This is a genomic window from Bizionia saleffrena (assembly GCF_008086175.1).
In the GTDB taxonomy this organism is placed as follows: domain Bacteria; phylum Bacteroidota; class Bacteroidia; order Flavobacteriales; family Flavobacteriaceae; genus Bizionia; species Bizionia saleffrena.
Window position 1 is genome coordinate 144,161 of the sequence record NZ_VSKM01000005.1, and the last position, 26,977, is coordinate 171,137.

Sequence of the window (26,977 nt, forward strand, 5' to 3'; positions counted from 1 at the left end):
CTTAAAAGTATTAATTTAAAATCGGTTTTAAAGCAGAAAGTGCCTGATTTACCGATTTAATTTTATCGAAAGTAATAATGAGTCGTAAGCCATTTCGCGTTTCTTTTTCTTTCATCTTACACGATTGTGGGTGCTTTTGAACGTATTGAATTACTAAATTAAAATTCTGACTTTGATAAAATTTGCTCTGTTGGTCGTTAACAAAATAGCAAATTAATTTACCTTTTTTCATTATAGCTTTTTCAATGCCTAATTTAGTAGCTATCCATTTTAAGCGCACGCTATTAAATAAATCTACCACTTGCACAGGTAATTCCCCGAAGCGGTCTACAACATCCAATTCAAATTTTTGAAGTTCCTCTTCTGTTTTAAACGTATTTAATTGCGTGTAAAAATTTAAGCGTTCTGCAATATTATTCACATAATCATCAGGAAATAGTAATTCGAAATCGGTATCGATGGTCATATCCTTCACATATTCTTTATCTTGAATCTCATCGGGATATAAATCGGCAAACTCGTTTTGCTTTAATTCTTCAATCGCTTCATTTAATATTTTCTGATAGGTATCGAATCCTATTTCATTAATAAATCCACTTTGTTCACCACCTAATAAATCACCGGCACCACGAATCTCTAAATCCTTCATTGCGATATTAAAACCACTACCTAAAGCCGTAAATTGCTCTAATGCCTGAATACGTTTACGCGCGTCATCGGTCATTGCAGAATATTCTGGTGTAATAAAATAACAAAAGGCTTTTTTATTGCTTCGTCCTACACGACCACGCATTTGGTGTAAATCACTCAAGCCAAAATTATTCGCATTATTTATAAAAATAGTGTTCGCATTGGGTACATCTAGACCGCTTTCAATAATGGTAGTACTTACTAAAACATCAAATTCACCGTTTATAAACGATAGCATTAAAGATTCCAGTTTTTTACCTTCCATTTGGCCGTGACCAATCCCAATTTTAGCATCGGGAACCAACCGCTGAATCATTCCCGCGACTTCTTTTATGTTTTCAATTCTATTATGGATAAAGAAAATTTGCCCGCCACGTTGAATTTCATAACTCACCGCATCGCGAATAGTTTCTTCGTTAAAACGCGTTACATTACTTTCTATAGGATGTCTATTTGGCGGGGCAGTTGTAATTACCGATAAATCGCGAGCTGCCATTAAACTAAACTGAAGCGTTCTAGGTATTGGTGTCGCCGTTAGCGTTAATACGTCGACATTTTCTTTTAGTGTTTTAAGCTTTTCTTTTACGGCAACACCAAATTTCTGCTCTTCATCGACGATTAGTAAGCCTAAGTTTTTAAATTTTATGTTTTTATTGACGAGCGTGTGGGTGCCTATAATAATATCGACGTGTCCTTTTTCTAATTTTTCTAAGGTTTCTTTTTTTTGCTTAGGTGTTCTAAAACGGTTTAAATAATCTACGGTTACAGGAAATTCCTTAAGTCGTTCTGAAAACGTTTTATGGTGTTGAAATGCTAAAATGGTAGTCGGTACTAAAACGGCAACTTGTTTTCCATTATCTACCGCTTTAAAAGCCGCACGAATGGCCACTTCGGTTTTACCGAAACCAACATCTCCACAAATTAGACGATCCATTGGGCGCTCACTTTCCATATCTGCTTTAATATCTCCAGTGGCTGTGCTTTGGTCTGGCGTATCTTCGTATATAAACGACGCTTCTAATTCGTGCTGTAAATAAGTATCTGGGCTATACTGGTATCCTTTTTCTAATTTCCGTTTGGCGTATAGTTTTATTAAATTGAAAGCAACGTGTTTTACACGGGCTTTTGTTTTCTCTTTAAGTGTTTTCCAAGCTTTACTACCTAATTTATAAACTTTTGGAGGCTTGCCATCTTTACCGTTAAACTTGGTTATTTTATGTAACGAATGGATACTTAAATATAAAATATCGCGCTCGCCGTACACCAATTTAATTGCTTCTTGTTTATTGCCTTCAACATCAATTTTTTTAAGTCCGCCAAAACGTCCAATACCGTGATCGATATGAGTTACATAATCACCAATATCTAAATTGGTTAATTCTTTTAAAGTGATGGCTTGCTTTTTTGCATACCCATTTTTAAGATGAAACTTATGGTAGCGTTCAAAAATTTGATGATCGGTGTAGCACACAATTTTGTTATCGTGATCTACAAAACCTTGAAATAACGATAACGTGAGGGTTGTATAACTTACCTCTTGCTCTACATCGTTAAATATATCGTGAAAACGCTTAGCTTGTTGCTCGCTAATGCAAGCGATATAATTAGTAAACCCTTTGTTATGGTTGCTATTTAAATTATCTATTAATAAATTAAATTGCTTATTAAAAGCGGGTTGAGGTGTCGTGTTATATGTTATTACCGTCGAGCTGTTTAACCAAGAGTGGCTGCCAAACTCTACTAAGGTAAACTCTAATAGCTGTTTTTTTAACACCGTAGAATTACAAAACAAAGCGGTAGGCTCTGCGTGTTTAATCTCAGACGATAAGCTTTGAAATGCAGCTTCCGCTTTGCCAAAGAAATCGTCGATTCTTGAAAATAGTAGATCAAGATTTTTAGTATAAATAATTGTTTTTTGAGCAATATATTTTAAAAAACTAGCTCTTGTTTCCTCTAAAAGTTTGTTTTCGACATTTGGAATAATGCCAATTTTTTTTATCTGCTCGTTAGACAATTGGGTTTCTACATCGAAGGTTCTAATGCTATCCACATCGTCACCGAAAAATTCAATTCTAAACGGCTCATCGTGCGAAAAGGAAAAGACATCTACAATACCGCCACGAACAGAAAACTCGCCAGGTTCGGTAACAAAATCAACGCGTTTAAATTTGTATTCAAATAAGATTTCGTTGACAAAATCTATGGATAAATTATCGCCAACGTTAATTTTTAGGGTGTTGCGTTCTAGTTCTTTTCTAGTCACTACTTTTTCGAAAAGCGCATCGGGATACGTGACAATTACGGCGGGTTTTTTTTGCGAATTAATCCGGTTTAAAACTTCCGATCGCAGTAAAACATTAGCATTGTCGGTGCCTTCAATTTGGTAAGGCCTACGGTAGCTGCCGGGGTAAAACAAAACATCTTTAGGGTTAAGAAGTTGTTCTAAATCGTTTAAGTAAAAAGCAGCTTCTTCTTTATCGTTTAAAATAATAAGAAAAGGTTTATCTGCAGTTTTAAAAGTTTCGCTTAAAACGAAGGATAATGAGGAGCCCACAAGTCCTTTTAAATGGGTCTTACTTTCAGGTTGGGCAATAGCAGTTTGCAGTTTTTGCAGTTGCAAAGACTTTGAATAGACTTGCGAGATTATAGATTTGCTCACGAATTTTAATTTTGTACAAAGATAGGTTTTACTTGTCTAATTTTAAATACCGAATTTTTAATAGTGTATTATGGGTCGTGCTATCTGAGTATTGAAGGTTACACAGTGCTAATTACCTTTAAAAAAAGGTTATATATTTTTATTAAACAGACCTGTTAGAAGTTATAAATTAGTTTTTTAATCTGTTTTTAGTTCAAAAATGACTCTGTTAAAAAAAGAAAGTTTTAATTTTAAAAGGATTTAACTTTAGTTATATTTGCAGCAGATAAAACAATACATATATGTCATTTTCAGATTTATTCGATAGTGGATTTAAAAAGCGTAATGAAGATCATTTTGCTTCGATTGTAAGAGTTGCAATGGATGATGGAATTATTAGTACTGAAGAGAAAGCCTTTTTAGACCGATTGGCTCGTAATTTAGATATTAGTGAAGGCGATTATGAAATAATCTTGAAAGATTACCAATCGCATCCCATTAATCCACCAACAACTTACGATAGACGTTTAGAGCGATTGTACGATTTATCTCGTATGGTTTATGTAGATCATATTAAAGGGGATACCGAAGAAATTTTACTTCGCAAAATCGCGGTAGGTTTAGGATTTTCTCACGAAAATGTGGCTTATGTCGTAGACAAAGCATTAACCTTAGTCAGTGATGGTGTAGATGTCGATACCTTTATCGATGAAATTAAGCAAATGAATAGATAATACGCTATTTAAAAATTAGTATAATAAAAAGCGAGCTCATAATTTTATGAGCTCGCTTTTTTTCTTTGTTAATTACGTTACCTTTTGTATTAGTTTTATCTATTTCCCTTTTTGAATAAAGTCTTCTAGAGTATTCATCATTGTTTTGCTTCCGCAGAAAAACGGAACACGCTCATGAAGCTCGGTTGGTTTAATATCTAATATTCTTGTAACCCCGTCGCTAGCTTTACCATTGGCTTGTTCAGCAATAAAAGCCATAGGATTACATTCGTATAATAAACGCAACTTTCCGTTCGTCGCTTTAGAGCTTTTAGGGTACATATAGATACCTCCTTTTATCATATTTCTATGGAAATCGGAGACTAACGATCCTATATAACGCGCCGTGTATGGTCTGTTATCTTCTTCCATTTGGCAATATTTAATATAGTCTTTTACACCTTGTGGAAAATGAATGTAATTTCCTTCGTTAACCGAGTATATGTTTCCATTTTCTGGGAATTCCATAGTTGGGTGCGATAAATAAAACGTACCAATTGCTGGGTTTAACGTAAAACCATTGACACCTGCGCCCGTAGTGTAAACTAACATTGTAGAAGTGCCGTAAACCACATAACCGGCAGCGACTTGTTGGTTTCCTTCCTGTAAAAAGTCGTCTATAGTAACAGGGGTTCCAATAGGTGTAACACGTCTGTAAATAGAAAAAATAGTACCTACCGATACATTAACATCGATGTTTGAAGAACCATCTAAAGGATCTATTAAAACCACATATTTATTCTGGTTGTTTTCATCCTGACTGTTTATTGTAATAAAATCGTCCTCTTCTTCACTTGCAATACCACAGACGATATTTCTATTTTTAAGCGTTTGTATAAATTTATCGTTGGCATACACATCCAATTTTTGTTGGTCTTCACCTTGAATGTTTACATCTCCAGCGGCACCAATAATATCAACTAACCCAGCTTTGTTTACTTCGTGACTTACCACCTTCGCAGCGAGTCTAATTGAGTTAATTAATCGGGATAATTCTCCAGATGTGTATTTAAAAGACGACTGGTTTTCAATAATGAATTCGCCTAAGGTTTGATTTTTTCGAGACATAAGTATTGTGTAGTGTTGTTTTTGCAAATATCGTATTTTTTAACACATTAGATAGGTTTCAATACAGATAAATCTTTTAGACCTATTAACTTTAAACTATATTTGCCCACTAAATTAGAGAGTATGAGTTACAACATTCGTTTAGCTGAAAAAAAGGATATGACCGCCGTTTTAAACTTAATCAATGAGTTGGCCGTTTATGAAAAAGAGCCTGATGCAGTAGAAGTTACGGTTAAAGATTTAGAAATTGATGGGTTTGGAGCGCATCCAAAATTCACCTGTTTCGTTGCCGAAACTGAAGCTAATGTCGTGGGAATTGCATTGGTGTATATGCGATTTTCGACTTGGAAAGGCGCTGTTTTACATTTAGAAGATTTAATTGTTAGTGAGAAAATGCGCGGTACAGGTTTAGGAACCGCATTACTTAATACGGTTGTAAAATATGGCGACCAATTGGGCGTTAAGCGTATTAGCTGGGAAGTGTTAGACTGGAACGCACCTGCCATTAATTTTTACGAAAAAAAAGGCGCTAATGTTATGCGCGATTGGGATGTCGTTCACCTTAACGAAAAAGCCATAAAAGGATATCTTAAGACTATTTAATGAGAGTTTTTAAATTTGGAGGCGCTTCAATTCAAGATGCCAACGGCGTAAAAAATGTCGTGCATGTTCTCAATACAGTTGGGTATTCGCGCACGCTATTGGTGGTGTCTGCAATGGGAAAGATGACCAATGCTATTGAACGCGTAATTCATCAATATTTTAATAATCCTAAGGGATTGATAAATGAAATTGATACTGTAAAAATATATCATTTAACTATTGTTGAAGCCCTTTTTGAGAATAAAAATCACTCTGTATACACATCAGTATCACTGCTTTTTGAAGAATTAACATTGTTCTTTAAAACCAATAAATCACCCGATTATAATTTTGTTTACGATCAAGTTATAGGCTATGGCGAGTTACTTTCTACAACTATTGTAAGCGCGTATTTAAATGAGCAATCCATTAAAAATACGTGGCTCGATGTAAGAACGTGCATAAAAACCGATAGTTTTTACAGACGCGCTAATGTGAATTGGGAGCAAACTCAAAAAAACATTTCAGAAGTCGTAGAGGCTTCAACTTTATATATCACACAAGGATTTATAGCCAGCAATCCTAACAACTTTACAACCACTTTAGGTCGCGAAGGAAGTGATTATTCGGCTGCAATTTTTGGGTATTGTTTAAATGCCACCGATGTTACGATCTGGAAAGATGTGCCCGGAGTGCTCAATGCAGATCCTAGGCACTTTAAAAACACGGTTTTACTAAATACTATTTCTTATACAGAAGCTATTGAGTTGGCTTTTTATGGCGCCTCGGTAATACATCCAAAAACACTGCAGCCATTACAAAGAAAAGAAATACCTTTGCATGTAAAATCGTTTATTAATCCTGAAAATCCAGGTACAATAGTCAGAAAGTCCGATGGAATACAACCAAATACACCGTGTTTTATATTAAAACAGAATCAAATATTACTGTCGCTTTCAACGTTAGACTTTTCGTATGTTGTTGAAGAAAATATAAGCGACATCTTTAATTTACTAGCGTTGCATAAAATGAAGGTTGATGTTATTCAAAATTCGGCAATAAGTTTTTCGGTTTGTTTTGACGACGCATACAATAACTTAGAAAAGTTATTATTACATTTAAAAGCTAAGTTTAAAGTAACGTGTAAGGAAAACGTGTCATTATATACTATTCGGCATTATGACGACGGTGCTATAAAAGCCTTAGAAAACGGTAAAGACGTTTTGTTAAAACAGATGTTTCAGCAAACCGTACAAATAGTAACTAAATAAAGTATTGCTTACATTTGTAAGTGTTAACTTCTAAAATATACAATGGGATTAGTAACAGCAAAGGAGGTATCAAAAGCGATACACCTTGATAAATACGGGGTTTTTGGTACTTTTAGTGGCTGGGTGCTAATGAAAGTTCTTAAAATTTCTACGCTTAATAAAGTCTACGATCGTAATAAACATTTATCAGAAATCGAGTTTTTAGATGCTATCTTAAATGAATTTCAAATTAAATTTGAAATTCCTGAAGAAGATTTAAAACGACTCCCAAAGGAAGGGGCTTATATCACTGTTTCTAATCATCCATTAGGGGGGATTGATGGTATTTTATTATTAAAATTAATGCTAGAAGAGCGTTCGGATTTTAAAATAATAGGTAATTTTTTACTCCATCGTATCGCGCCAATGGCGCCATACATAATGCCAGTTAATCCTTTTGAAGATAGGAAAGATGCTAAGTCCAGCATTGCCGGTTTTAAAAGTGCTATTGCGCATTTACGCGACGGACATCCTCTTGGGATCTTTCCTGCAGGCGAAGTCTCTACTTATAGGGATGGTAAATTGGTGGTCGACAAACCTTGGGAAGAAGCAGCGATGAAATTAGCGCAAAAAGCAAATGTACCTATTGTGCCTATTTACTTTCACGCTAAAAACAGCAAGTTGTTTTATAAATTGTCTAAAATTAGCGATACGTTTAGAACAGCAAAATTACCATCGGAAGTGTTAACCCAGAAACGCCGAACTATTAAAGTGCGCGTGGGAAAACCGATTTCTGTAAACGACCAAAACGAACATAAAGATCTACAAAGTTTTACCGATTTTATTCGCCGTAAAACATATATGTTATCGAACACTTTCGAACCGAAAGAGAAAATTATAAATACTATTTCTTCTTCTTTAAAAGGGTTTAAAATTCCTAAAAAAATTGTAACACCTGTGGCGGCAGATATTATGATTAAAGAAGTTGAAGCGCTTTTAGAAAACGATAAGCGTCTATTAGTGAGTAAAAATTACGAAGTGTATTTGGCACCTGCTAAGGACATTCCTAATATTATTAGAGAAATTGGGCGTTTGCGTGAGATTACTTTTAGAGAAGTAGGAGAAGGTACCAATGAAGCCATAGATTTAGACAGTTTTGACACCTATTATCACCATATGTTTTTATGGGATAGTGATTCCAAAATAATTGTTGGCGCCTACCGAATGGGCTTGGGTTCTAAGATATTTGCCAAACACGGAATCGATGGCTTCTATTTACAAGATTTGTTTCGTTTTGAGCCCGAATTATATAAAATGATGGGCGAATCCATAGAGCTGGGCCGTGCATTTATTATTAAAAGCTATCAGCAAAAACCAATGCCTTTATTTTTATTATGGAAAGGAATTGTGCATACCACATTGCGTTTCCCGGAGCATAAATATTTAATTGGAGGGGTTAGTATTAGTAATCAGTTTTCTAATTTCTCGAAATCGCTAATGATCGAGTTTATGAAATCGCACTATTACGATCCTTATGTGGCGCAATACGTGCACCCGAAAAAAGAATTTAAAGTGAAGCTTAAAGACGCTGATAAAGATTTTGTTTTTGATGCCACCGAAGCCGATTTGAATAAGTTTGATAAGATTATCGATGAAATTGAGCCGGGTGCATTACGATTACCGGTATTGCTTAAAAAATACATTAAACAAAACGCACGATTGGTCGCTTTTAATGTTGACCCTTTATTTAATAATGCGGTAGACGGATTAATGTATATTAAAATTGCCGATTTACCGGAGAGTACCGTAAGACCTGTAATGGAAGAATTTCAGGCGGAATTAGAAAGTAAGGTTTCAAATAACGGGGATAAATAACGCGGATAAGTAAACGTGGGTATTGCGTAAAATTGAGATAAACGAGATATAAAAAAGGCTAAATACTGTGTGTTTAGCCTTTTTTTAGGTTTTAGAACCATCCCTTTTTACCTAATTGGTAAGTGTTGTAGAATTCTTCATCGGTTTTTGTAAGGTATATTATGCCTTCAATAAAAGGAATAATTCCAGCAATCCCACAAGTTACTATAGAGGCAATGAGTTGAATAATACCTTCTTTGTTGTAACCTAAAATAAATTTATGTACGCCTAAATAACCAAGAAATAAGGCTAATATTCCAACTAAGATTTTCTTGTTTTCAACATTTTTATTATTTCCAAAAGTATCTCTAGCGTTATTAGAGAATTCGTTAGCTGTTTTTTTAGCTTCTGAAGCGAATTCGTTTGCGTCGTCTTTGATAGTATTCATGGTGTCTTTTTTGAGGTTAGTATTTTTTTGCTATACTGTTAAGATATAAAAGTACTAAAAAAAAGGGGCGTTTTACTTAAAAGCATCGTCAATGGGTTCCCAAAGTTCAATTTTATTACCATCGTTATCTAAAATCCAACCAAATTTACCATAGTCATATTCTTCCATTGTACCTACAATAGTAACGCCTTCACTTTTTAACGCTGCTAAAAGCTCTTTTAAGTTTTCTACGCGATAGTTGAACATAAAATCCTTTTTCGAGGGTTCGAAATGCTCGGTATCGGTTTTAAAGGGGCTCCATTGTGTAGAGGATTCATTATCTTCTTTATCTTTCCACCAAAAAGTAGCCCCGTACTCGTCGGTATTAAAACCTAAATGTTTTTTATACCAATCTTTAGTTGCTTTTGGGTCTTCGGTTTTAAAAAAAAGACCGCCAATACCTGTCACGCGTTTTTTCATAATTATTTATTTTTAATTGCGGTTTCGTAAATTGTTATCCATTCTTTAGTACTCATTTTTGCGGCGAGCTCACCGATAAGATCGAAAGGAATAGCTTCGATGTTTTTAAAGCGGATACAGCTTTTTCCCATATCTAACTTTTGTTTACAACGTTTTGCGTACTCGGAAGTAAACCAATCGCGTACCTCTGTATGCGCATGCAATCCCAAGTGGTAAATGGCTATATGATTTTTTTGTGACGCCAAATTGATAAATGGCAGTGGTGTTTTAGGATCACAATGGTAGTCATCGGGATAAACAGAATGCGGTATCACATAACCTAACATACCGTAGCTAACAACTTCTTCCATTTCTTTGGGAAGATTAGCAAGAAAGGTTTGTCGAAGTTTATTTATGGATTCTCTACGGTTTTCTGGAAGTTGATTACTATACTCTTCTGGCGTATCGGCTTTGTATTGCATTTATAATCGTCTTTAAATATTAAGGACTTTAAAGATATAATAAATGCATTGAAAAGGTAAAAGGAAAGGTGTAAATGCCAATTAACAGAACTTAGCTTTTATTTTATTGACTATGGTTTGAGCAAGTTTTTCTTTACTTTCTATAGTCCATCCGGCAACGTGGGGTGAGAGTAGTACGTTTTTTGAGTTTATTAAATATTTGAAAGCTTCTGGCAGTTCGTTGGAAAATAAGTTTTCGAAAGAAGCTTTTTCATATTCTAAAACATCTAAGCCGGCGCCTAAAATAGTTCCCGATTTTAAAGCCGAAACCAGGTTGGAGGTTACGACGCTTTTACCGCGCGCGGTATTTATAAGCCAAAATGGTTTTGCAAACCCGTTTATAAATTCGGTATTTACCATATTTGTGGTTAATGGCGTTTCTGGAGTATGTAAACTTACGACATCACTACGTTGTTGTAGTTCTTGCAACGAGACTTGCGTCGCGTTATCATCGTCCATTTGGGGTTTAATATCGTAACATAAGGTTGTAACCTCAAAACCACGTAGCTTTTTGGCAAACGATTTCCCCATATTGCCGTACCCAATAAGGCCTACGGTTTTCCCATCGAGTTCTAATCCGCGATTATTTTCTCGTAACCATTTGCCGCTACGAACTTCCCGGTCTGCTGTATTGAGTTTATTGAATAGAGAGAGCAGCATTGCTAAGCTGTGTTCTCCTACGGCGTTACAATTGCCTTCTGGGGCCGCTATAAGGGTGATGCCCTTTTGGTGGGCATAAGCACAGTCTATATTTTCTAATCCGGCACCAACACGAGCAATAAATTTTAATTTTGTGGCTTTGTCTAAAAAATCGGCATCTATTTTAAATCGGCTGCGGATGATAAAACCGTCGTAATTATGAATTATTTTTTCAATCCCTTCCTTTGAAGTGCTGTAATCTTCGTCGTTGGTAAACCCTAAAGCGTTTAATTGTTGTATTAAAAGCGGGTGATTGGAATCGAGGTTGAGAATGTTCATAATAGATACTTATTTTAAAAGTGTGGTTTTTTGCGTTAGCGATTGCAGTGTAAATCCTTTTGCTTTTTCGGCAAAAGATTGCAATGGAAAGCGCGACCTTTTAGGTAACGCCCAACTTTAAAAACCGAGTATAAGTTTTGCAATTAAAAAATAGGTTAATATACCAAAGACATCGTTACTGGTGGTTATAAAAGGCCCTGTTGCAACCGCGGGATCTATACCTCTTTTATCTAAAAAGAAAGGGATAAATGTACCAATTAGTGCGGCCATAATAATGACTGATATTAATGCAATACCAATGGTAATTGATACAATATAAGGCGTGCCGAACACAAAATGCGTAATGAATAAAGCGACAGTGGCAATGGCGAAACCGTTAACAATAGCAAGAAAAAACTCTTTTAGAAGCCGTTTTACTATATTGCTATCTACACTGTCGTTTGCCAAACCTTGCACTACAATGGCCGAGGATTGCACACCGACGTTTCCTGCGGTGGCTTGTATAAGCGGTACAAAACTAAGCAGGACGATAAATGAGCCCATAGCTTCGTTAAAATATTCGATAATGCTGGCAGCACCAAGGCCGCCAAATACACCTATTAAAAGCCATGGTAAACGGGCTTTTGTAAGTTTCCAAATGCTATCGTCGGCCTCTACGCCTTGCGAGATACCGGCTGCCATTTGGTAATCTCTGTCGGCTTCCTCACGGATAACATCTACAATATCGTCGATAGTTATACGGCCTAAAAGTGTTTGGTTATCGTTAACGACAGGGATGGCTTCCAGGTCGTATTTTTGCATAATTTTTGCGACTTCTTCAGCACCTTCTTCTACGTTTACATAATCTACACTTTTGATGTAGATGTCTGCAATTTTCTGATCGCTTTTTGCCACAATTAAATCTTTTAGCGATAAACGCCCAATAAGTTTATTTTGGCGGTCTACAACATAGATAGAATGTACTCTTTTAACATCTTTGGCCTGGCCTCTAATACGGCGTAAACACCCGGCAACCGTCCAGTTTTCATAGACTTTTACAAGCTCTTTACCCATTAAACCTCCAGCGGTATCTTGATCGTAGGCTAAAAGTTCTTTAATTTCTGCTTTATGAGCCGCGTTTTCAATATTAGAAATAACTTCTAATTGACGACTTTCGGGAAGCTCGGAAATAATATCTGCCGCATCATCGGTGTCTAGCTCTTCAACTTCTTCGGCAATTTCTTTGGCAGATAGTGTTTTTAATATTTTCTCACGGTTATCCTCGTTCAGTTCCATTAATATTTCGGAAGTGGTCTCTGAGTCTAACAGTTTTATAACGTAAGTAGCGTCTTCTAAGCCGACTTCGTCAAGAATTTCGGCAATATCTGCGTGGTGAAATTCATTTAAAAGGGTATGTAGTTCTGTATCGCTTTGTGAAGCGATAAGTTGTTCTACCAGTGCTACAAGTTCGTCTGTAAGTTCGAATTGTGTGTTTTCGTTTTGCTCAATCAAACAATAATAATTTAAAGGGTTTATTTATCGTTTTCAATCATCATCGTTAACTCTATAAAGGCTTGAACGCTTAATTGTTCTGGCCGTTTGCCAAAGATAGTGTCTTCTCGCAAATTATCGCTTAATTCTAGCGTTTTTAAACTGTTACGAAGTGTTTTGCGGCGTTGTTGGAACGCTTGTTTCACAACTCTAAAAAAGAGTTTGTCGTCGCACGGTAAGCTAAAGTCTTCTTTTCGTTTTAAAACGAGAACGCCAGACTCTACTTTTGGTGGTGGGGTAAACGCCGTTGGGGGGACGGTAAAGAGGTACTCGGCGTCGTAAAAAGCTTGAGTTAAAACCGATAAAATACCGTACACTTTACTGCCTTCCTTAGAGCAAATACGTTGCGCCACTTCTTTTTGAAACATTCCTGAAAATTCCGGAATCTGATCTCTTAACGCTAAGGTTTTAAATACAATTTGCGTAGATATATTATACGGAAAATTACCAATTATAGCGAAGGGTTCTTTATTAAAGGTTTCGCTAACGTCGTATTTTAAAAAATCTTGTTCTATAATTCTTGGCGCAAGATTCAAGTAGTTGTTTTTTAAATACGCTACACTTTCTGTGTCTATTTCTATAGCATAAAGCGTACACTCTTTTTTTAATAAATACTTAGTGAGAACGCCCATTCCTGGCCCAATTTCTAATACTTTATTATACCCCTTAAAGCTGATGCTGTTGGCAATACGTTCGGCTACAGTTTCGTCTTCTAAAAAATGCTGACCTAAGAATTTTTTTGCTTTTACTTGATGATTGTTCCCTTTGTAAGCCATTTTTTTATGTTGAAGCGTTGCTATTTATACTGGTGGATATTATTTAAAATTAACAGAATATACATCTATTATCTCAAGTTCTGTTCTAAAAGCGAGCATTTTATCGGCGAATTTTTCAAGGCCTTCAATCTGAAGTTTATCGGCGTCTTCTTTGTAGTACGCGTCTAGTGCTGCACGCGAATAAGAGCGGTACTGAATAGAGTAGGTTTGGCCGCCCATTTCTTCTTCTATTAATACTTTTGTAAAACGCGCTTCAGAGAATTTACCTGTAGCTAAAACTTGCGGAATATGTTCTTTTATCCACTTTAGCCACTCGTCGTGAACGCTATTATCGATGTTTATGGTAACGTTATAAATGTACATAAATCTATATTTTTTTGCAAATAACAGTAGTTCTGAGTTATATACAAAGCGAAATGACTTTTAATTTATTGAATAGAATCGCCGCGCAGTGCTCTAAATCGTTTACGGGCTTCCACAAAAAAGATGCTGTCTTGGTGGTTAAAAAGAATTGTTTCGTAAAACGGTTTCGCTTTTTCGGGCTGCTCCAGTTGTTTATCGTACAACAGCGCAATACCATAAATAGCATCGTCTACTAAAATACCATCGTTATAATTAGCAATTATTTGTTGGTAGTTTACAATGGCTTTATCGTATTGTTTTTTAATTTCGAAAAGCTGTGCTTGCTTTAAAAGCGTTTGCGGAATAATCGCTTCGGAAGAATGCGTAATTAAAATACCATCTAGTAAAGCAATGGCTTCTTCATTTTTATTCTGAAAATGTAATAAATCGGCCTTGGCATAACTCTTTAGAGCGACGTGTAATGAATCTTCCAACTTATTATCGGTAATAAGGAGTTTTAAATCTAAAGCGTCGTTTGCAGTTAGTTGCGATGTGGATGCTTTTAAAATTTTAAGCTGGGATTCCGCCCATTTAAAATCACCCTTATAATAACTAGTTTTTGCTACTTTAAAACGTGCTTCTTGAGAAATGGTGCTGTTTTTAAGGCTGCGTTGTATTTGAGTGTAATAAATTAAGGCTTCGTTAAACTTTTCCTCTAACACTAAGATGTCCCCTAACTCTAATTTAATTTCCGCAATCTTTTGTTGCGAAGCATCGGCTTTAAGTGCTTCCTTTAAAAAGTGAATTGCCTTGTCGGTTTGTTTTAAATAGAACGCTAAAAAGTGTCCATAAGCTATTTTTAAATCTATGGCACTCATTAATCCGCCATACTCTGCTAGAACGTCTAGATATTCTTTATTAATGGTCTCATAATCTTCTGGAGACGCTATACTCGTTTTAATTTTTAGAATATTGTAATACGCATTAATTTTAGAATCTAGATTCTGAGTGTTTTCTACAATATAGGTAAAGATAGACGTGGCAATCTCGTTGTCTTTTTGGTTGTGCGCTATGTTGGCAAGCTCTTCTATGCGATCTAGCGATGCCATTTCTCTTTTGTAAATGGCCTTTTCTTGTGCAAATGCTTTATTATATTCTTTTTGCTGGATAAATAACCAGCTCAACATTTCATTCCACAAGATATCTGGGGAGTCTTGGATCTTTTTAAGTAGTATTAATCGTAAAATTTTGTTGTTTTGATGGTCTTTATTTTCACTTATAAAGGTGTTAAGCTCTCTCTTAATCGTATTTAAATACGAGGTGTTATCGGCTCCAAACTCTATGTATTTGGTAAACATTTTTTTTACATCACCTTGTTCTCCATAAATTCTGGCCAATTGCATATCGAAATTAAACTCCGTATTACTCTCCATCGCTTTAGTATATGTAGCGATAGCCTGGTTTAATAGCGATAGGTTGTGAAAAGATTGACCAACAGCAAACGCAGAACTGGGGTTATTGGTAACCGAATTGATGACGTTATTATAATACGTATTCGCTGTAATAGTATCGTTTTGAAGCGCGTAATTATAGCCTAATTCTATTGTAAAAGGCGGATAGTTTTTAATTTCAATAAGAGTTTTTAAAAAGGTATCAACTTCTTTATATTGCTGTAATTGTTGGTGTGTTCTAACCAACTTGTAAATATAGTCTAGACTGCTGCTATTGTTCTTGTATAGCTTTTGGTAGCTAATAAGCGCTTTTTCAAATTCACCATTTTTAAAATAGTCTTCAGCTAGGGCAGAGTTTTCACTTTGAGAAAAAACGAGGCTATAAGAAAAAAGGCATAAAATAAATAAAAATCGCATAAATATACTTTAGGTAAATATAGCAAATGTAATTGCAAAAGTCGTGCTAAAATTACGATCTAAATAAACGCATAATTACATAACAAAAAAAAGCCCGATGTAAACATCAGGCTTTGCCAATCTAAATAAATGTGCTATTAATCATATATTTAAGATGATTCAATTACTCGATCGGAAATATTTTAAAGGGTGTTTATTTTTATTATTAAAACGCGCAACCATTTTTTACTACTTTGGTATCCTCTACAGGCTATGTTATAAATATTTGATAGCTAAAAAAATGAGTGTTGCAAGTAGTAGTAGGCGTTTTATATTTTTCATTTTAAAATCTTATCTGGTAAATATGCTAATTAAAAATGGAACTGACAAGGCATAACCGAAAAAAATCGTTAAACAGCGTCTTTTATTAACAGTTTAACGATTTAATTATTAAATATATAGGAAAAATACTACTATAAAGTTATTAATCAATAATTGAGAACCCTGTGTAGGGTATTAAAACCTCAGGAATTTCAATCCCTTTCTCTGTTTGATAATTCTCTAAAATCCCGGCCAAAACACGTGGTAATGCTAAAGAGCTTCCGTTTAAGGTATGCGCCAATTCGTTTTTACCATCACTATTTTTAAAACGTAATTTTAAACGGTTGGCTTGAAAAGTTTCAAAATTAGAAATACTAGAAATTTCTAACCAACGATCTTGCGCTGTAGAAAAGACTTCAAAATCGAAGGTAAGTGCCGATGTAAAACCCAAATCACCACCACAAAGTCGTAAAATTCTATACGGTAATTTTAATTCTTGTAGTAAGTCTTTTACGTGTTCTACCATTCCGTCTAGTGCTTTATAGGAGTTGTCGGGGTGCTCTACGCGCAAAATTTCCACTTTGTCAAACTGGTGTAATCTATTTAAACCTCTTACATGCGCACCATAACTACCTGCTTCTCGTCTAAAACACGGTGTATATCCCGTAATCCCAACAGGTAACTCATCGGCATTTAAAACCACATCTCTAAAAATGTTAGTTCCAGGAACTTCGGCTGTTGGAATTAAATACAGATTATCTTCGGTAACGTGGTACATTTGCCCTTCTTTATCGGGTAATTGTCCAGTACCAAAGGCAGAAGCCTCGTTTACTAAATGAGGCAGTTGATACTCTGTATAACCGGCCGCCGTATTTTTATCTAAAAAATAAGCGATAAGTGCACGTTGCAAACGCGCCCCTTTCCCTTTATAAACAGGAAAACCAGCACCCGCAATTTTAGTTCCTAATTCGAAATCAATAAGGTCATATTTTTTTGCCAATTCCCAATGTGGTAACGCGCCATCAAATAAAGTAGGAATAGCACCTTCTCTAAAAATTTCCACATTGTCTTCGTCAGTATTTCCAGCAGGCACCGTTGCATTGGGTACATTTGGCAAGGTGTAAAGCAAGGCGTTTAACGCCTCGATTTTTGCGTTAAGGGCCTCGTTTAGTGTTTTTGTAGTCTCTTTAAATTCGCTAGTTTTTGCTTTTAGTCCCTTTGCTTTTTCCGCTTGTCCGGACGTATATAAAACACCAATTTCTTTAGATATCGCGTTCGATTCTGCTAGGGTGTTATCTAACTCGGTTTGTAAAGCACGGCGCTCTTCATCTAGCACAATTACAGCGTTTACCGTTTCTGTAGCATCAATATTTCGTTTTGCTAAACGCGAAATTACAAGCGCTTTGTTTTCTCTAATATAAGGTATTTGTAACATATTTTTTTGTTTGGGCGTTACTTTACTTCGCTTTTAGTAGCGTCGTAAAGTCAGGCTTTCCGCTATATCTTTTTTGTGAAAAACAAAAAAGGATACCGCATCAATCCTTAACGCAATTATAGTAACAATTCTAAAACGTAAAAGTAATACGTTTTTAGATGCCGAAAAATATTTTATCCGCCTATTTTGATGGCAAAAGCCATTCGTTATGCTTAAACCAGTGCCATTTTACGCTTCCCATATCTATAGCTGGGTTTATTAACGTTTGGTATGGTTTTCTGTTTACGCTCACTTTGCAGTCAACAAACACAGAAACGTCTTGGCCTTTGGCTTTAAAGTCTTCTTTTAAATGTTGAGAAAACTGCCATATAGCATCCGGTTTACTACTCGCTAATCGGGTTTGTTTTGCCGTTAAATAATCGCTTAGATGTATTGCGGTTGTTTCCCCTGTTTTTTTATCAATCACTCTGTAGCTGGTCATTCCGCTTTTACTTCTTAGCATCATACGCCACGACATTCTGTGGCCTTCTTCTGTCCAGAGGACATCGTCTTGAATAAAGTGATGTCTAATGGGTAATAGCACCTGGACTACAAAATAAACACTACCAATGGCAAGCAGAATGGGTTTGTAATGAGGTACTATAATTTCGGCTTTAGTATACGCAGGTTTCTTTTTAAGAAATAGGCGGCGCACCACTTCGGGTTCGAAAAAGAACAATGAAAAGGCTAGCGATAAATACGGAAACACACCAACCTGAAAAACTATAGAATTGAATAAGTGAAAGAATATAGACGCAAAAAACGCATATTTTCTAGTCTTTTTAAAGAGCAATAAAGGTATAATTAAACCGTCGAATAAAATACCGCCATAAGCTATTAAGTACGGTACAAAGTCGTGTTGTAAGTAAGCGCCAATAATGGGGTAGTTTTTCTTGCCTTCCATTAAAAGGGTTGGCAATGTTAAATCTAACCAATCCGGATACAGTTTTGCAATAGCGGCGTAGGTGTAGAGAATAAGTAATTGTAAAACAAAGACCCATTTACACCAACTTGGCATCGCGAGTTGTTTTAAACTAGGATTTAATTTCACATCTATAGAGGCATATCTATTTGCTGGTAGTGTACACATTATAGCACTCAATAAAATAAGCAAATAGTAGTGGTTATTGTAAGACGATTTTTGCATAAAATACACCCCACACCAAAGCAATGTAAAGCTTATCATGCTCATTCGGTATTTATAGCCTACCATTATTAACAGGCCTAAAAGACCCATTACAAGATAATACACATACATCCAGTTTCCTGGTAAAGGTTGTAGCCATTCGAAACCTATAAACGAAAAGGTGAACTCAGGTTCTACCAATGTACGGGTTATCCAACCGGTAAAAATAGAACCGACAGATTCTAAGAAAACGAGTAAACCAAAAATAATTCGGAAAACAACTAATGCCGAATTATCTATATATTTAAAAAGAAAAGCGTTAAGCATTTTTGGCTATAAAGTCTAGTGTGTGTTGTTTGTCGCGGTGTAATTGTTCTTTTAAATCTTCCACTGAATTGAATTTAATTTCGTCTCGTAATCGGTGTAAGAGTTCTACTTTTAAATGCGCACCGTACAGCGATTCATCTAAATCTAAAAAATGAACCTCTATAGTTTGCTTGTCGCCATTTACGGTAGGGTTGTTGCCAATATTCATCATTCCAAAAACGGTTTCCGAATTAATGGTGCTTTGTACAATATAGACCCCTTTTTTAGGGATGAGTTTATAATTTTCTAATACCTCTAAATTTGCTGTGGGATAATTAATGGTGCGACCTAACCCTTTACCTATAACCACGGTTCCGGTAAGAAAAAAATTATAACCTAAATAAGTGTTCGCCATAGTAATAGCGCCATCTAGTAACGCTTTTCTTATTTTGGTAGAGCTAACAGCGACATCGTTTATGTCTTGTTTAGTAATTTCTTCCACTTCAAAACCATAAATCTTACCAAACGCTTTTAAATCGTTAATGTCGGCGGTTCTGTTTCTTCCAAAATGATGATCGTATCCTATTATAATATGTTTGGCTTTTAATTCTTTCACTAGAATTTTTTCTACAAAGTCTTCCGCTGTTAATCTAGAGAACTCTTTAGTGAATTCTTTAACCACTAATCTGCTAATACCAAATTGTTTTAAGATCGCGGTTTTTTCGGAAATAGAATTAATAAGTTTTAGTCCGGCATCTTTTTGCAATACCATTCTAGGATGCGGAAAAAAGGTTAATACGGTAGGCTCTAAATTTTTAATACCACCTATTTTTAAAAGGCGCTGTAAAATTTTCTGATGCCCGATATGTACACCATCAAAAGTGCCAATGGTGATAACGGTATTATTTTTTAGTGTTTTTAAAGCTTCCAAACGTATAACATTTAATTACAAAAATATAAAAAGCCAATTGAATTTACTTCAATTGGCTTTTTATTATATATAAATTATGAAATTACTTTTTTATAAAAGGCAAAGTCACAGAATTATTGTCTTTATTAATTTTTATAAAGTACATACCGTTACTATAAGAAGCAGTATTTACCTTTAAATCGTTAATACTGTTAATAGTTGCTTCTTTTACTAATTGACCTAACATATTATAGATTTTAAAACCATCAGGTAATGCATTTGTATTTGCTACTTTAATGTTTAAAACATTTTGTGTTGGGTTAGGGTAAAGGCTAATAGTGTTGCTTTTAGCAAAGTCGTCTGTACTTAATGAGTTAACAGAAAATTTAGTAGTTTCTGAACTCGCAAAAGAACCACCAGTAAAAATAATTGCTCCTCCAGAAGCCGCATCTGTTTTTAATTCGTAAGAACCATTACCATAGTTACAACATATACCATCATTATATTGATCATAAATGACAAAAGTGTAGCACTCATTGTTAACGTTAAATGTTTCAACAATAGGTGTAGAGTCATTATCTGCGTATGGACCACCGCTATAAACTACGTTATTAGATCCGTCTGTAAGCGACCAGGTTGTTTCACTTCCGTAATTATCTGGGACTATTGTAAGTTCTACAGTAATAGCATCTACAATAGAAGTAAGTGTTAAACACGCTTCCGAAACATCGTTACACGCACGTGCATCTGTTGCTCCGTTAGGATTTGAAATAACAGTGTTAAACGTATGCTCTCCTCCAGTACTTGTTACCGTTGGTAAAGTCACAACTTCCGATTGTCCTTCCGCTAACGATCCTGTCCAGTTGTAAACCTGCGTTCCTGCAACATCTACATCGTAAGTTAAGGTTGCAGAAGTCATTGTAGTAGTACCATAGTTGTACACTCTAACTTCTGGAGTAAAGTCTGCACCACATGAATTAACATTTAAGTTTTCTATTGTAGCACTTGCATCGTTAGTGACTGGAGAAGGTACTGTTAAGGCATTGTTGGTTCCTGCTACTAATCCAGATCTTGGACCAGTAATCACTGCTGTTACTCTTGCTTTTTGATCAATAGTGTAAATATTCATACATAAATCGTCTGTGTAATCCATATAATTTTCAACCATATCTAAAGTACCGTTATTACAAGAATCGATTCCTGTAGGACAGCCATAATTTGGCGCCGCTACAGGAGGTGTATCAGATACTTCGTCTCCTACACCATTACAGCCACCTTGAAACGTGTGGTAAAGACCTAAGTAATGCCCTACTTCGTGCGTCATGGTACGGCCTTTATCGTAAGGCGCATTCAATGCAAAATCGTTATTAGTATCGTAATCTGAACTTCCAAAAGTAGTATAGTTGGCACTAACACCATCTGTAGTTGGGTTTCCGCCTGGAAACTGAGCAAAACCTAGAATGCCGCCTAAAGCCCCCACGTATTTTGAAGACCACATATTCATATAGCGTGAAGAATCCCAAATGGTTTGCGTTTTATAGCTGTCCATTTCGGCAAAGCTAGAAACACCATCTTGACAAATATTAACACGGTTTATTCCGTCTGTTGGGCAACCGTCTTCCGTTTGTTTTGCTAATTCGAATTCGACTTCTACATCGGCACCAACAGCATTTGTATTATAACCAGGTGTACCGGCCATACGTCGAAAATCTTGATTCATTACCGTAATTTGAGAAAGTACTTGTGCGTCGGAAATATTAGCGCCAACACCTTCAGCTTCTCCATTGTGAAGTACGTGAACCACTAAAGGAATAGTGACCACAGCCATTGACGTTTTGCTAAAGTCTGTATTATTAATGCGTTCTTGCACCATAGCTTCAAATGCTGGGCTTCCCATCATATTAGGGAACTGTGCAAGTTGTTGTGCGTTAAATTTATCGGTTGCGCATTTTTCGACAACGGTGGACGCTTTCTCTTGTGAAAAGACTAATAAGGGCAAACAGAATACACAGAAAAGAAAGAAAGTGAGGGTAGTTTTCTTCATAATATCAATTTATTGAATATGTTAATATATTAAATTTTTCGTAAAAATACGAATAATAAATCAGTGTTACCTCTTTTTTTTATATGTTATATAGCGTTTTTGTTACTTTTTATTAAAGGCGTTCATTGTATTATTGATGCCTGCGAGACCAAAAGACTTTATAATTTCAATTGATTTTTCTAATCGTTCTTCTAGTTTGGTATTTTCTTCATCGGTCCATTCTCCTAATACATAATCGATTTGTCTTCCTTTAGAAAACGCATCGCTAATACCAAATCTAAAACGGTTATAACTAGTAGTGTTTAAAGTGTGCTGCGTGTCTTTAAGTCCGTTGTGTCCGCCATCGCTACCTTTAGTTTTAATACGTATGCTACCAAAAGGAAGGTTTAAATCGTCGGTAATTACCAATAGATTTTCTAACGGAATTTTTTCTTTTTCTAACCAGTAATGAATAGCTTTTCCGCTTAAATTCATAAACGTACTGGGTTTTAATAAAATAAACGTCCGTCCTTTTAATTTATAGGTAGTAAGGTCTCCCAGACGCTGAGTGGTAAAAGTAAGCGCTTCCTGTTTAGCAAAAGCATCTAGTATTTTAAAGCCAATGTTATGTCGGGTGTGATGGTATTTAGGACCAATGTTTCCTAGGCCCACAATAAGAAATTTTTTCATAGGATCTTGTTCTTCTACCAGAGGTTTAGATTTCTTAGTTTTAAAAAGAGTCGAAATGTAAGTAAGCATAGAAGATGATTAGTTTGGTGTAAAAATAAAAAAGCATCCTGAATTAACAGAATGCTTTTAATAAAATTAAGAGTTGATGGCTTATTCTTGACCTTCAGCTGCTGGAGTTGCTGTTGCGTCGTCGTCCTCATCTTCAGCTTCTACATCTTCATCATCCTCTGAAACTGCTGCTCTAGAGCGCATTACAAAGCATACCACCGTGTTTTCTGGGTGCATTAGGGTGAAATCTTCATTTTCTAAAGATGTAACGTATAATTTATGTCCGATTTTAAGTTCAGTAGTATTAGCTTCTAAGAAATCTGGTAAGTTTCCAGGTAAGGCTTTTACTCTTAAGCTACGTTTGCTTTTACGAAAAACACCACCGTTTTTTACACCTCTTGGGTTACCAGTAAAGCGTACAGGAATAGTCATAGTGATCTCTTTATCTTCAAATACTTGATAGAAATCTATGTGTAAAATTCTGTCTGTTACAGGGTGAAATTGAATGTCTTGTAGAACAGCATTAAAGCTAGAACCACCTTCTATTTCTATTACAACTGTATGCGCATAAGGTGTGTACACCAATTTAGAGAATGCTAATTCAGCTGCTGAGAAATGAACTGTTTTGTCTCCTCCGTATAATACGCAAGGAACCTGACCAGCATTACGTAAGGCTTTTGTTACTTTTTTACCTACGCTTTCTCTTGGAGATCCGTTAATTGTAATTGATTTCATTGTTTTTATTTATAGTTAATATTTATTATTCGGTGTCAAGTTGATGTAAGTGGTGCTGTTACATCAAAAAATTTGAGCTTATCGATCTATTATAGTGTACGTTTTGCATAACATCAGCAAATAGATTTGCACAGCTAATTACTTTAATTTTCTTACTTTCTTGTTTTAAAGGAATAGAATCAGTTACGATTAATTCTTCAAGTTTAGAGTTTTCAATACGCTCGTAAGCACTACCCGATAAAATAGGATGTGTACAAATAGCTCTTACACTAAGTGCGCCACGCTCCATCATTAAATCGGCTGCTTTAGTTAAGGTTCCTGCAGTATCTACCATATCGTCTACCAATACCACGTTTTTACCAGTAACATCCCCAATTAATTCCATATGAGAAATTACATTAGCTTTAGTTCTTTGCTTATAACAAATAACCACATCGCTTTCTAGAGCTTTAGAATAGGCATAGGCTCTTTTAGAACCGCCCATATCTGGTGAAGCGATCGTTAAATTGTCTAGGTTTAAACTTTTTAGGTACGGTAAAAATACCGTTGAAGCAAATAAATGATCTACAGGCTTTTCAAAAAATCCTTGAATTTGATCGGCGTGTAAGTCCATTGTAATAATTCTAGTCGCTCCAGCTGTTTCCAGCATTTTCGCTACTAATTTTGCAGCGATAGGCACTCTAGGTTTGTCTTTTCTGTCTTGTCTTGCCCAACCAAAATAAGGAAGAACAGCGGTAATGTGGCGTGCCGAAGCGCGTTTGGCAGCATCAATCATTAACAACATTTCCATTAAGTTTTCTGAGCTAGGATTAGTAGACCCGATAATAAAAATACGCGTTCCACGAATCGATTCTTCATAAGACGGTTGAAACTCTCCATCGCTGTATGTTGAAGTGATTACTTTTCCTAGGCTAACGCCATAAGCAGCTGCAATTTTTTCGGCTAAATGTTTACTTTGCGTTATCGAAAAAATCTTCGCGTCTGGCTTTGTGTTTGGCATTGCTAATGTGTTGTTTAACAGTGTGTAAGACTGTATGGTTTTTAATGAGGTGCAAATTTATGATTTTTTTTGTACTAAAACGCATAATAGCTGCGATTTTTAAGAGATTTAAATAAAAAATATTTATTTTTGTGGCTCCATTAGCTCAAGTGGCGGAATTGGTAGACGCGTCGGATTCAAAATCCGATTTCGAAAGAAGTGTGGGTTCGATTCCCATCTTGAGTACATTATAAAACCGTAATAATTTTATTTTCAAATTATTACGGTTTTTTTTACGCGGTAATGATCTGTTGTTATCCCGAAAAAATTGTCGGTTTATGTTTTATTAAGATAACAGTAACCGGTGTACTTTTAACCTATACCTGGTGTTTCGTTGCCCTTTAACGCGCCTATCTAACTACAGCTTATTTAACATCAGCCTTCTAGGCAAGCACTCAGCGAAATGTTCAATCTTTAAATTTAATATATGTCGAGTTACTATTTTTTTTTTAAAAATAGTATTTCACGGTTTTCCTTGGTTTTATTATATAATGTTTTCTTATATTAGTGGGCTAATAAATTAATCACTAACCTCACAGAGTAAGATGTGTTTAAGTACATAACAATGAGAAAAAAAATGGTATTATTAGGTTTGCTTTTTACCTTTGCAGGCTTATTTGCTCAAGTTGGTATTGGAACGATACATCCAAAAGCGACATTAGATATTCATGGAAGTCCTTCTAAAACGGCAATAACTGATGGGCTATTGCCGCCACGATTATTACGGTCAGAACTTATCAGTAAAACGGGCTACACGGCTAGCCAGACGGGAGCAATAATTTACATAACCGATTTAAGTGGCGAAAATAATACCCAAACAGTAAATGTTACCGCGGTGGGTTATTTTTATTTTGATGGAAGCGCTTGGCATAGAATAATTTATGATAATGAATTTGGAGACATAAAGCAAAGTCTTAAAAACACCGACCACAGCGGATGGATTCACCTAAACGGAAGAACTATTTCATCGCTATCTATAACACAAGAAATGCAAGCAATTGCGTTGGGATTTACTGGTAATTTGCCAAACGCAAACGATGCCTTTTTAGTTCAAAATAATAATCCGTTAGGCAGTGTAACAAGTAGTAACCATAAAACAATTTCACAAGCTAATTTGCCGGATATAGAATTTAAGGGGGATACAAATCTTACGAGTACAGGGGATCAATGGTTAAGTAAGGTTCAGAATTTTCCTGGGGAATCTGGTTATAATTCTGTAACTATCACAAAAACTAGGGGTTCTAGTGGTTTGTTTAGCTCAAAAATAACAAATGGTTATGACGATGACCCAAATGAAATGACCTCGACGTATACAGAAACAGACCATTCTCATGCTATTAGCATTAATAGTGGTGGTGGTAATGTGGCTCTTAATGTTACACCAAAAAGTTTGAGTGTAAACACTTTTATTTATCTAGGAAATTAAAATAATCGGCTGCAATCTTTAGACATCCTCACAGGTGTTTCAGTGTCTTGAGAAGGTGAATTTTAGTATGGTTTGCGTAAAAAGAAAGTTTAAAAACGGTGTTAAGCATACAGCAATAGGCCTGAGTAAAATTTAAAATAAACAGATAAAAATAAGTTTGATAGCTAGACTTGCTGTATTGTGTTTTGTAGTCTAGCTGAAGCGTTTAAAATGGTTTCAATGGTTTCAATGGTTTCAAAATAATGAGCTTAAATAAAATTGAAGAACAATTAAAGCTTGAGCAATTCTTTTTTTATGCGCTATCCATATACGGTCAATAGAGTCTGTAATTTAGTAATGATCGGGTTTTAGAGATTTGCCTATAACAGTATATTGAGCTAAAAGAGGTCAATTATATGTAAATTACAACGGGTTATAATCTCCAATTATCTTAAGTGATACTTAAGTGTTTTCTTTTCATCTACCCAAGTAGAAATATATTTACAACTATAAGTACTGCCATTGAAACAAGATAGTTAATCTTTAGAAATGCAATGTTTGTTTCGAATCATTTTTGTGTTATATAGATTATATATTCTCAGATAGTTATAACTTACCGTTGACGGAAAGAAGAGCAAAAGGTACCAGAGGTTAATAAGTCAAGGTATTTCTATAGAAATAAGTGAGAGCGCTCAAGTTTTTGGAGAGACGCAACTCATTAATAAATGTTCAAATGGCGTGCCGTGTTCAGAAACAGAACATCAAATGAATAGAAGATCAGAATTTATAATTGTTAAAATGTAATGATTCATTAAGAGTGTCAATTTCTTACTGTCTTTGGTCTGTTTTAAAAGGTGCTAAAACTAATGAGAATATGTTTTAATGTACTAACACTGCGCTACACATAGGCATAGGTCGCCAAAAGGTTATCACCCTTGATTTTATAACCCCTCCCCTTTTAACTCTAGTTATATAGGGGGCTTCTTTTTTGAAGATTTAAGGTTTGTAGAGGCCTTCTTTTTAGTAAAACCGCAGGACGTTTATTTCTTGTAACGAGCACTCTAAATTTGATAAACTGAAAGTGTTCTATAATTCTCTGCTGTCAAAATTTACTAAAAAAGCTATCTGGTTTTAAAGGAGAGAATGTTTTAGGTTCAAATTTTAA

Annotated in this window: 22 protein-coding genes and 1 tRNA gene; 6 read left to right on the forward strand and 17 right to left on the reverse strand. The window is 35.4% G+C overall.

Features of this window, described 5'->3' with window-relative positions; translation table 11 throughout:
• Positions 1 to 10 precede the first annotated feature (10 nt).
• A complete protein-coding gene (gene mfd / locus ES676_RS06170) occupies positions 11 to 3,349 on the reverse strand; it encodes a transcription-repair coupling factor (RefSeq protein ID WP_148369412.1) in 3,339 nt (1,112 codons plus the stop codon).
• 281 nt (positions 3,350 to 3,630) lie between these two features.
• Here mfd and ES676_RS06175 point away from each other — a divergent pair, with 281 nt between their 5' ends.
• On the forward strand, positions 3,631 to 4,062 hold the full coding sequence (locus ES676_RS06175; protein ID WP_148369414.1) for a TerB family tellurite resistance protein: 432 nt from the start codon (positions 3,631 to 3,633) through the stop codon (positions 4,060 to 4,062).
• A gap of 99 nt (positions 4,063 to 4,161) precedes the next feature.
• Here the strand turns inward: ES676_RS06175 and fbp are convergent, their stop codons facing one another.
• The gene (gene fbp, locus ES676_RS06180) at positions 4,162 to 5,169 is read right to left on the reverse strand and encodes a class 1 fructose-bisphosphatase (RefSeq protein ID WP_148369416.1); all 1,008 of its coding nucleotides are present in this window, start codon (positions 5,167 to 5,169) and stop codon (positions 4,162 to 4,164) included.
• A 123-nt stretch (positions 5,170 to 5,292) separates the two neighbouring features.
• Here fbp and ES676_RS06185 point away from each other — a divergent pair, with 123 nt between their 5' ends.
• From ES676_RS06185 to ES676_RS06195, 3 genes are read left to right on the forward strand one after another with little or no spacing between them, the layout of a single operon-like run.
• The gene (locus tag ES676_RS06185) at positions 5,293 to 5,772 is read left to right on the forward strand and encodes a GNAT family N-acetyltransferase (RefSeq protein ID WP_148369418.1); all 480 of its coding nucleotides are present in this window, start codon (positions 5,293 to 5,295) and stop codon (positions 5,770 to 5,772) included.
• Positions 5,772 to 7,022 (forward strand): aspartate kinase, encoded by a 1,251-nt coding sequence (locus ES676_RS06190; RefSeq protein ID WP_148369420.1) that lies wholly within the window; start codon positions 5,772 to 5,774, stop codon positions 7,020 to 7,022. The genes ES676_RS06185 and ES676_RS06190 overlap by 1 nt, the downstream gene beginning before the upstream one ends.
• Positions 7,023 to 7,064: 42 nt before the next feature.
• Positions 7,065 to 8,876 (forward strand): GNAT family N-acyltransferase, encoded by a 1,812-nt coding sequence (locus ES676_RS06195; RefSeq protein ID WP_148369422.1) that lies wholly within the window; start codon positions 7,065 to 7,067, stop codon positions 8,874 to 8,876.
• Positions 8,877 to 8,967: 91 nt separating this feature from the next.
• On the opposite strand, the gene ES676_RS06200 is transcribed toward ES676_RS06195, so the two are convergent.
• From ES676_RS06200 to ES676_RS06270, 15 genes are all read right to left on the reverse strand, one after another.
• Entirely contained in the window at positions 8,968 to 9,303 is a 336-nt protein-coding gene (locus ES676_RS06200; RefSeq protein WP_148369424.1) for a TM2 domain-containing protein, read from the reverse strand.
• A gap of 72 nt (positions 9,304 to 9,375) precedes the next feature.
• Positions 9,376 to 9,762 carry a VOC family protein gene (locus ES676_RS06205; RefSeq protein WP_148369426.1) on the reverse strand — a complete coding sequence of 129 codons (387 nt, stop codon included), beginning with the start codon at positions 9,760 to 9,762 and terminating at the stop codon, positions 9,376 to 9,378.
• Between the two features lie 2 nt (positions 9,763 to 9,764).
• Positions 9,765 to 10,223 carry a DUF1801 domain-containing protein gene (locus ES676_RS06210; protein WP_148369428.1) on the reverse strand — a complete coding sequence of 153 codons (459 nt, stop codon included), beginning with the start codon at positions 10,221 to 10,223 and terminating at the stop codon, positions 9,765 to 9,767.
• A gap of 81 nt (positions 10,224 to 10,304) precedes the next feature.
• Positions 10,305 to 11,240 (reverse strand): 2-hydroxyacid dehydrogenase, encoded by a 936-nt coding sequence (locus ES676_RS06215; protein WP_148369430.1) that lies wholly within the window; start codon positions 11,238 to 11,240, stop codon positions 10,305 to 10,307.
• A gap of 117 nt (positions 11,241 to 11,357) precedes the next feature.
• Complete coding sequence (gene mgtE, locus ES676_RS06220) at positions 11,358 to 12,731, reverse strand: magnesium transporter (RefSeq protein WP_148369431.1); 1,374 nt, start codon at positions 12,729 to 12,731, stop codon at positions 11,358 to 11,360.
• A 20-nt stretch (positions 12,732 to 12,751) separates the two neighbouring features.
• Positions 12,752 to 13,546, reverse strand: a complete 795-nt coding sequence (gene rsmA, locus ES676_RS06225; protein WP_148369433.1) for a 16S rRNA (adenine(1518)-N(6)/adenine(1519)-N(6))-dimethyltransferase RsmA — start codon at positions 13,544 to 13,546, stop codon at positions 12,752 to 12,754.
• A 39-nt stretch (positions 13,547 to 13,585) separates the two neighbouring features.
• Complete coding sequence (locus tag ES676_RS06230; RefSeq protein WP_148369435.1) at positions 13,586 to 13,909, reverse strand: DUF4286 family protein; 324 nt, start codon at positions 13,907 to 13,909, stop codon at positions 13,586 to 13,588.
• 65 nt (positions 13,910 to 13,974) lie between these two features.
• Complete coding sequence (locus ES676_RS06235) at positions 13,975 to 15,756, reverse strand: tetratricopeptide repeat protein (RefSeq protein ID WP_148369438.1); 1,782 nt, start codon at positions 15,754 to 15,756, stop codon at positions 13,975 to 13,977.
• Positions 15,757 to 16,219: 463 nt separating this feature from the next.
• Positions 16,220 to 17,491, reverse strand: a complete 1,272-nt coding sequence (gene serS / locus ES676_RS06240; protein WP_148369440.1) for a serine--tRNA ligase — start codon at positions 17,489 to 17,491, stop codon at positions 16,220 to 16,222.
• 181 nt (positions 17,492 to 17,672) lie between these two features.
• Positions 17,673 to 18,983: an HTTM domain-containing protein gene (locus ES676_RS06245; protein WP_148369442.1), complete on the reverse strand. Its 1,311-nt coding sequence runs from the start codon at positions 18,981 to 18,983 to the stop codon at positions 17,673 to 17,675.
• The gene (locus tag ES676_RS06250) at positions 18,976 to 19,893 is read right to left on the reverse strand and encodes a bifunctional riboflavin kinase/FAD synthetase (RefSeq protein ID WP_148369444.1); all 918 of its coding nucleotides are present in this window, start codon (positions 19,891 to 19,893) and stop codon (positions 18,976 to 18,978) included. The genes ES676_RS06245 and ES676_RS06250 overlap by 8 nt, the downstream gene beginning before the upstream one ends.
• 82 nt (positions 19,894 to 19,975) lie before the next feature.
• On the reverse strand, positions 19,976 to 21,916 hold the full coding sequence (locus ES676_RS06255) for a M43 family zinc metalloprotease (protein ID WP_148369446.1): 1,941 nt from the start codon (positions 21,914 to 21,916) through the stop codon (positions 19,976 to 19,978).
• 102 nt (positions 21,917 to 22,018) lie between these two features.
• The gene (gene pth, locus ES676_RS06260; RefSeq protein ID WP_246130319.1) at positions 22,019 to 22,585 is read right to left on the reverse strand and encodes an aminoacyl-tRNA hydrolase; all 567 of its coding nucleotides are present in this window, start codon (positions 22,583 to 22,585) and stop codon (positions 22,019 to 22,021) included.
• Positions 22,586 to 22,735: 150 nt separating this feature from the next.
• Positions 22,736 to 23,368 carry a 50S ribosomal protein L25/general stress protein Ctc gene (locus ES676_RS06265; protein ID WP_148369450.1) on the reverse strand — a complete coding sequence of 211 codons (633 nt, stop codon included), beginning with the start codon at positions 23,366 to 23,368 and terminating at the stop codon, positions 22,736 to 22,738.
• A 58-nt stretch (positions 23,369 to 23,426) separates the two neighbouring features.
• A complete protein-coding gene (locus tag ES676_RS06270) occupies positions 23,427 to 24,368 on the reverse strand; it encodes a ribose-phosphate pyrophosphokinase (RefSeq protein WP_148369452.1) in 942 nt (313 codons plus the stop codon).
• A gap of 143 nt (positions 24,369 to 24,511) precedes the next feature.
• Between ES676_RS06270 and ES676_RS06275 the strand changes: the two genes are divergently transcribed.
• Positions 24,512 to 24,593 (forward strand) — tRNA-Leu (locus tag ES676_RS06275).
• Positions 24,594 to 24,972: 379 nt separating this feature from the next.
• Positions 24,973 to 25,833 (forward strand): hypothetical protein, encoded by an 861-nt coding sequence (locus ES676_RS06280; protein ID WP_148369453.1) that lies wholly within the window; start codon positions 24,973 to 24,975, stop codon positions 25,831 to 25,833.
• Positions 25,834 to 26,977 lie beyond the last annotated feature (1,144 nt).

Excerpts from the sequence above, each read along its gene's own strand:
- ES676_RS06175 (WP_148369414.1), top strand. The coding sequence starts at position 3,631 with ATGTCATTTTCAGATTTATTCGATAGTGGATTTAAAAAGCGTAATGAA.
- fbp (WP_148369416.1), bottom strand. The coding sequence starts at position 5,169 with ATGTCTCGAAAAAATCAAACCTTAGGCGAATTCATTATTGAAAACCAG.
- ES676_RS06185 (WP_148369418.1), top strand. The coding sequence starts at position 5,293 with ATGAGTTACAACATTCGTTTAGCTGAAAAAAAGGATATGACCGCCGTT.
- ES676_RS06190 (WP_148369420.1), top strand. The coding sequence starts at position 5,772 with ATGAGAGTTTTTAAATTTGGAGGCGCTTCAATTCAAGATGCCAACGGC.
- ES676_RS06195 (WP_148369422.1), top strand. The coding sequence starts at position 7,065 with ATGGGATTAGTAACAGCAAAGGAGGTATCAAAAGCGATACACCTTGAT.
- ES676_RS06200 (WP_148369424.1), bottom strand. The coding sequence starts at position 9,303 with ATGAATACTATCAAAGACGACGCAAACGAATTCGCTTCAGAAGCTAAA.
- ES676_RS06205 (WP_148369426.1), bottom strand. The coding sequence starts at position 9,762 with ATGAAAAAACGCGTGACAGGTATTGGCGGTCTTTTTTTTAAAACCGAA.
- ES676_RS06210 (WP_148369428.1), bottom strand. The coding sequence starts at position 10,223 with ATGCAATACAAAGCCGATACGCCAGAAGAGTATAGTAATCAACTTCCA.
- ES676_RS06215 (WP_148369430.1), bottom strand. The coding sequence starts at position 11,240 with ATGAACATTCTCAACCTCGATTCCAATCACCCGCTTTTAATACAACAA.
- rsmA (WP_148369433.1), bottom strand. The coding sequence starts at position 13,546 with ATGGCTTACAAAGGGAACAATCATCAAGTAAAAGCAAAAAAATTCTTA.
- ES676_RS06230 (WP_148369435.1), bottom strand. The coding sequence starts at position 13,909 with ATGTACATTTATAACGTTACCATAAACATCGATAATAGCGTTCACGAC.
- ES676_RS06235 (WP_148369438.1), bottom strand. The coding sequence starts at position 15,756 with ATGCGATTTTTATTTATTTTATGCCTTTTTTCTTATAGCCTCGTTTTT.
- serS (WP_148369440.1), bottom strand. The coding sequence starts at position 17,491 with ATGTTACAAATACCTTATATTAGAGAAAACAAAGCGCTTGTAATTTCG.
- ES676_RS06245 (WP_148369442.1), bottom strand. The coding sequence starts at position 18,983 with ATGCTTAACGCTTTTCTTTTTAAATATATAGATAATTCGGCATTAGTT.
- ES676_RS06255 (WP_148369446.1), bottom strand. The coding sequence starts at position 21,916 with ATGAAGAAAACTACCCTCACTTTCTTTCTTTTCTGTGTATTCTGTTTG.
- pth (WP_246130319.1), bottom strand. The coding sequence starts at position 22,585 with ATGAAAAAATTTCTTATTGTGGGCCTAGGAAACATTGGTCCTAAATAC.
- ES676_RS06265 (WP_148369450.1), bottom strand. The coding sequence starts at position 23,368 with ATGAAATCAATTACAATTAACGGATCTCCAAGAGAAAGCGTAGGTAAA.
- ES676_RS06270 (WP_148369452.1), bottom strand. The coding sequence starts at position 24,368 with ATGCCAAACACAAAGCCAGACGCGAAGATTTTTTCGATAACGCAAAGT.
- ES676_RS06280 (WP_148369453.1), top strand. The coding sequence starts at position 24,973 with ATGAGAAAAAAAATGGTATTATTAGGTTTGCTTTTTACCTTTGCAGGC.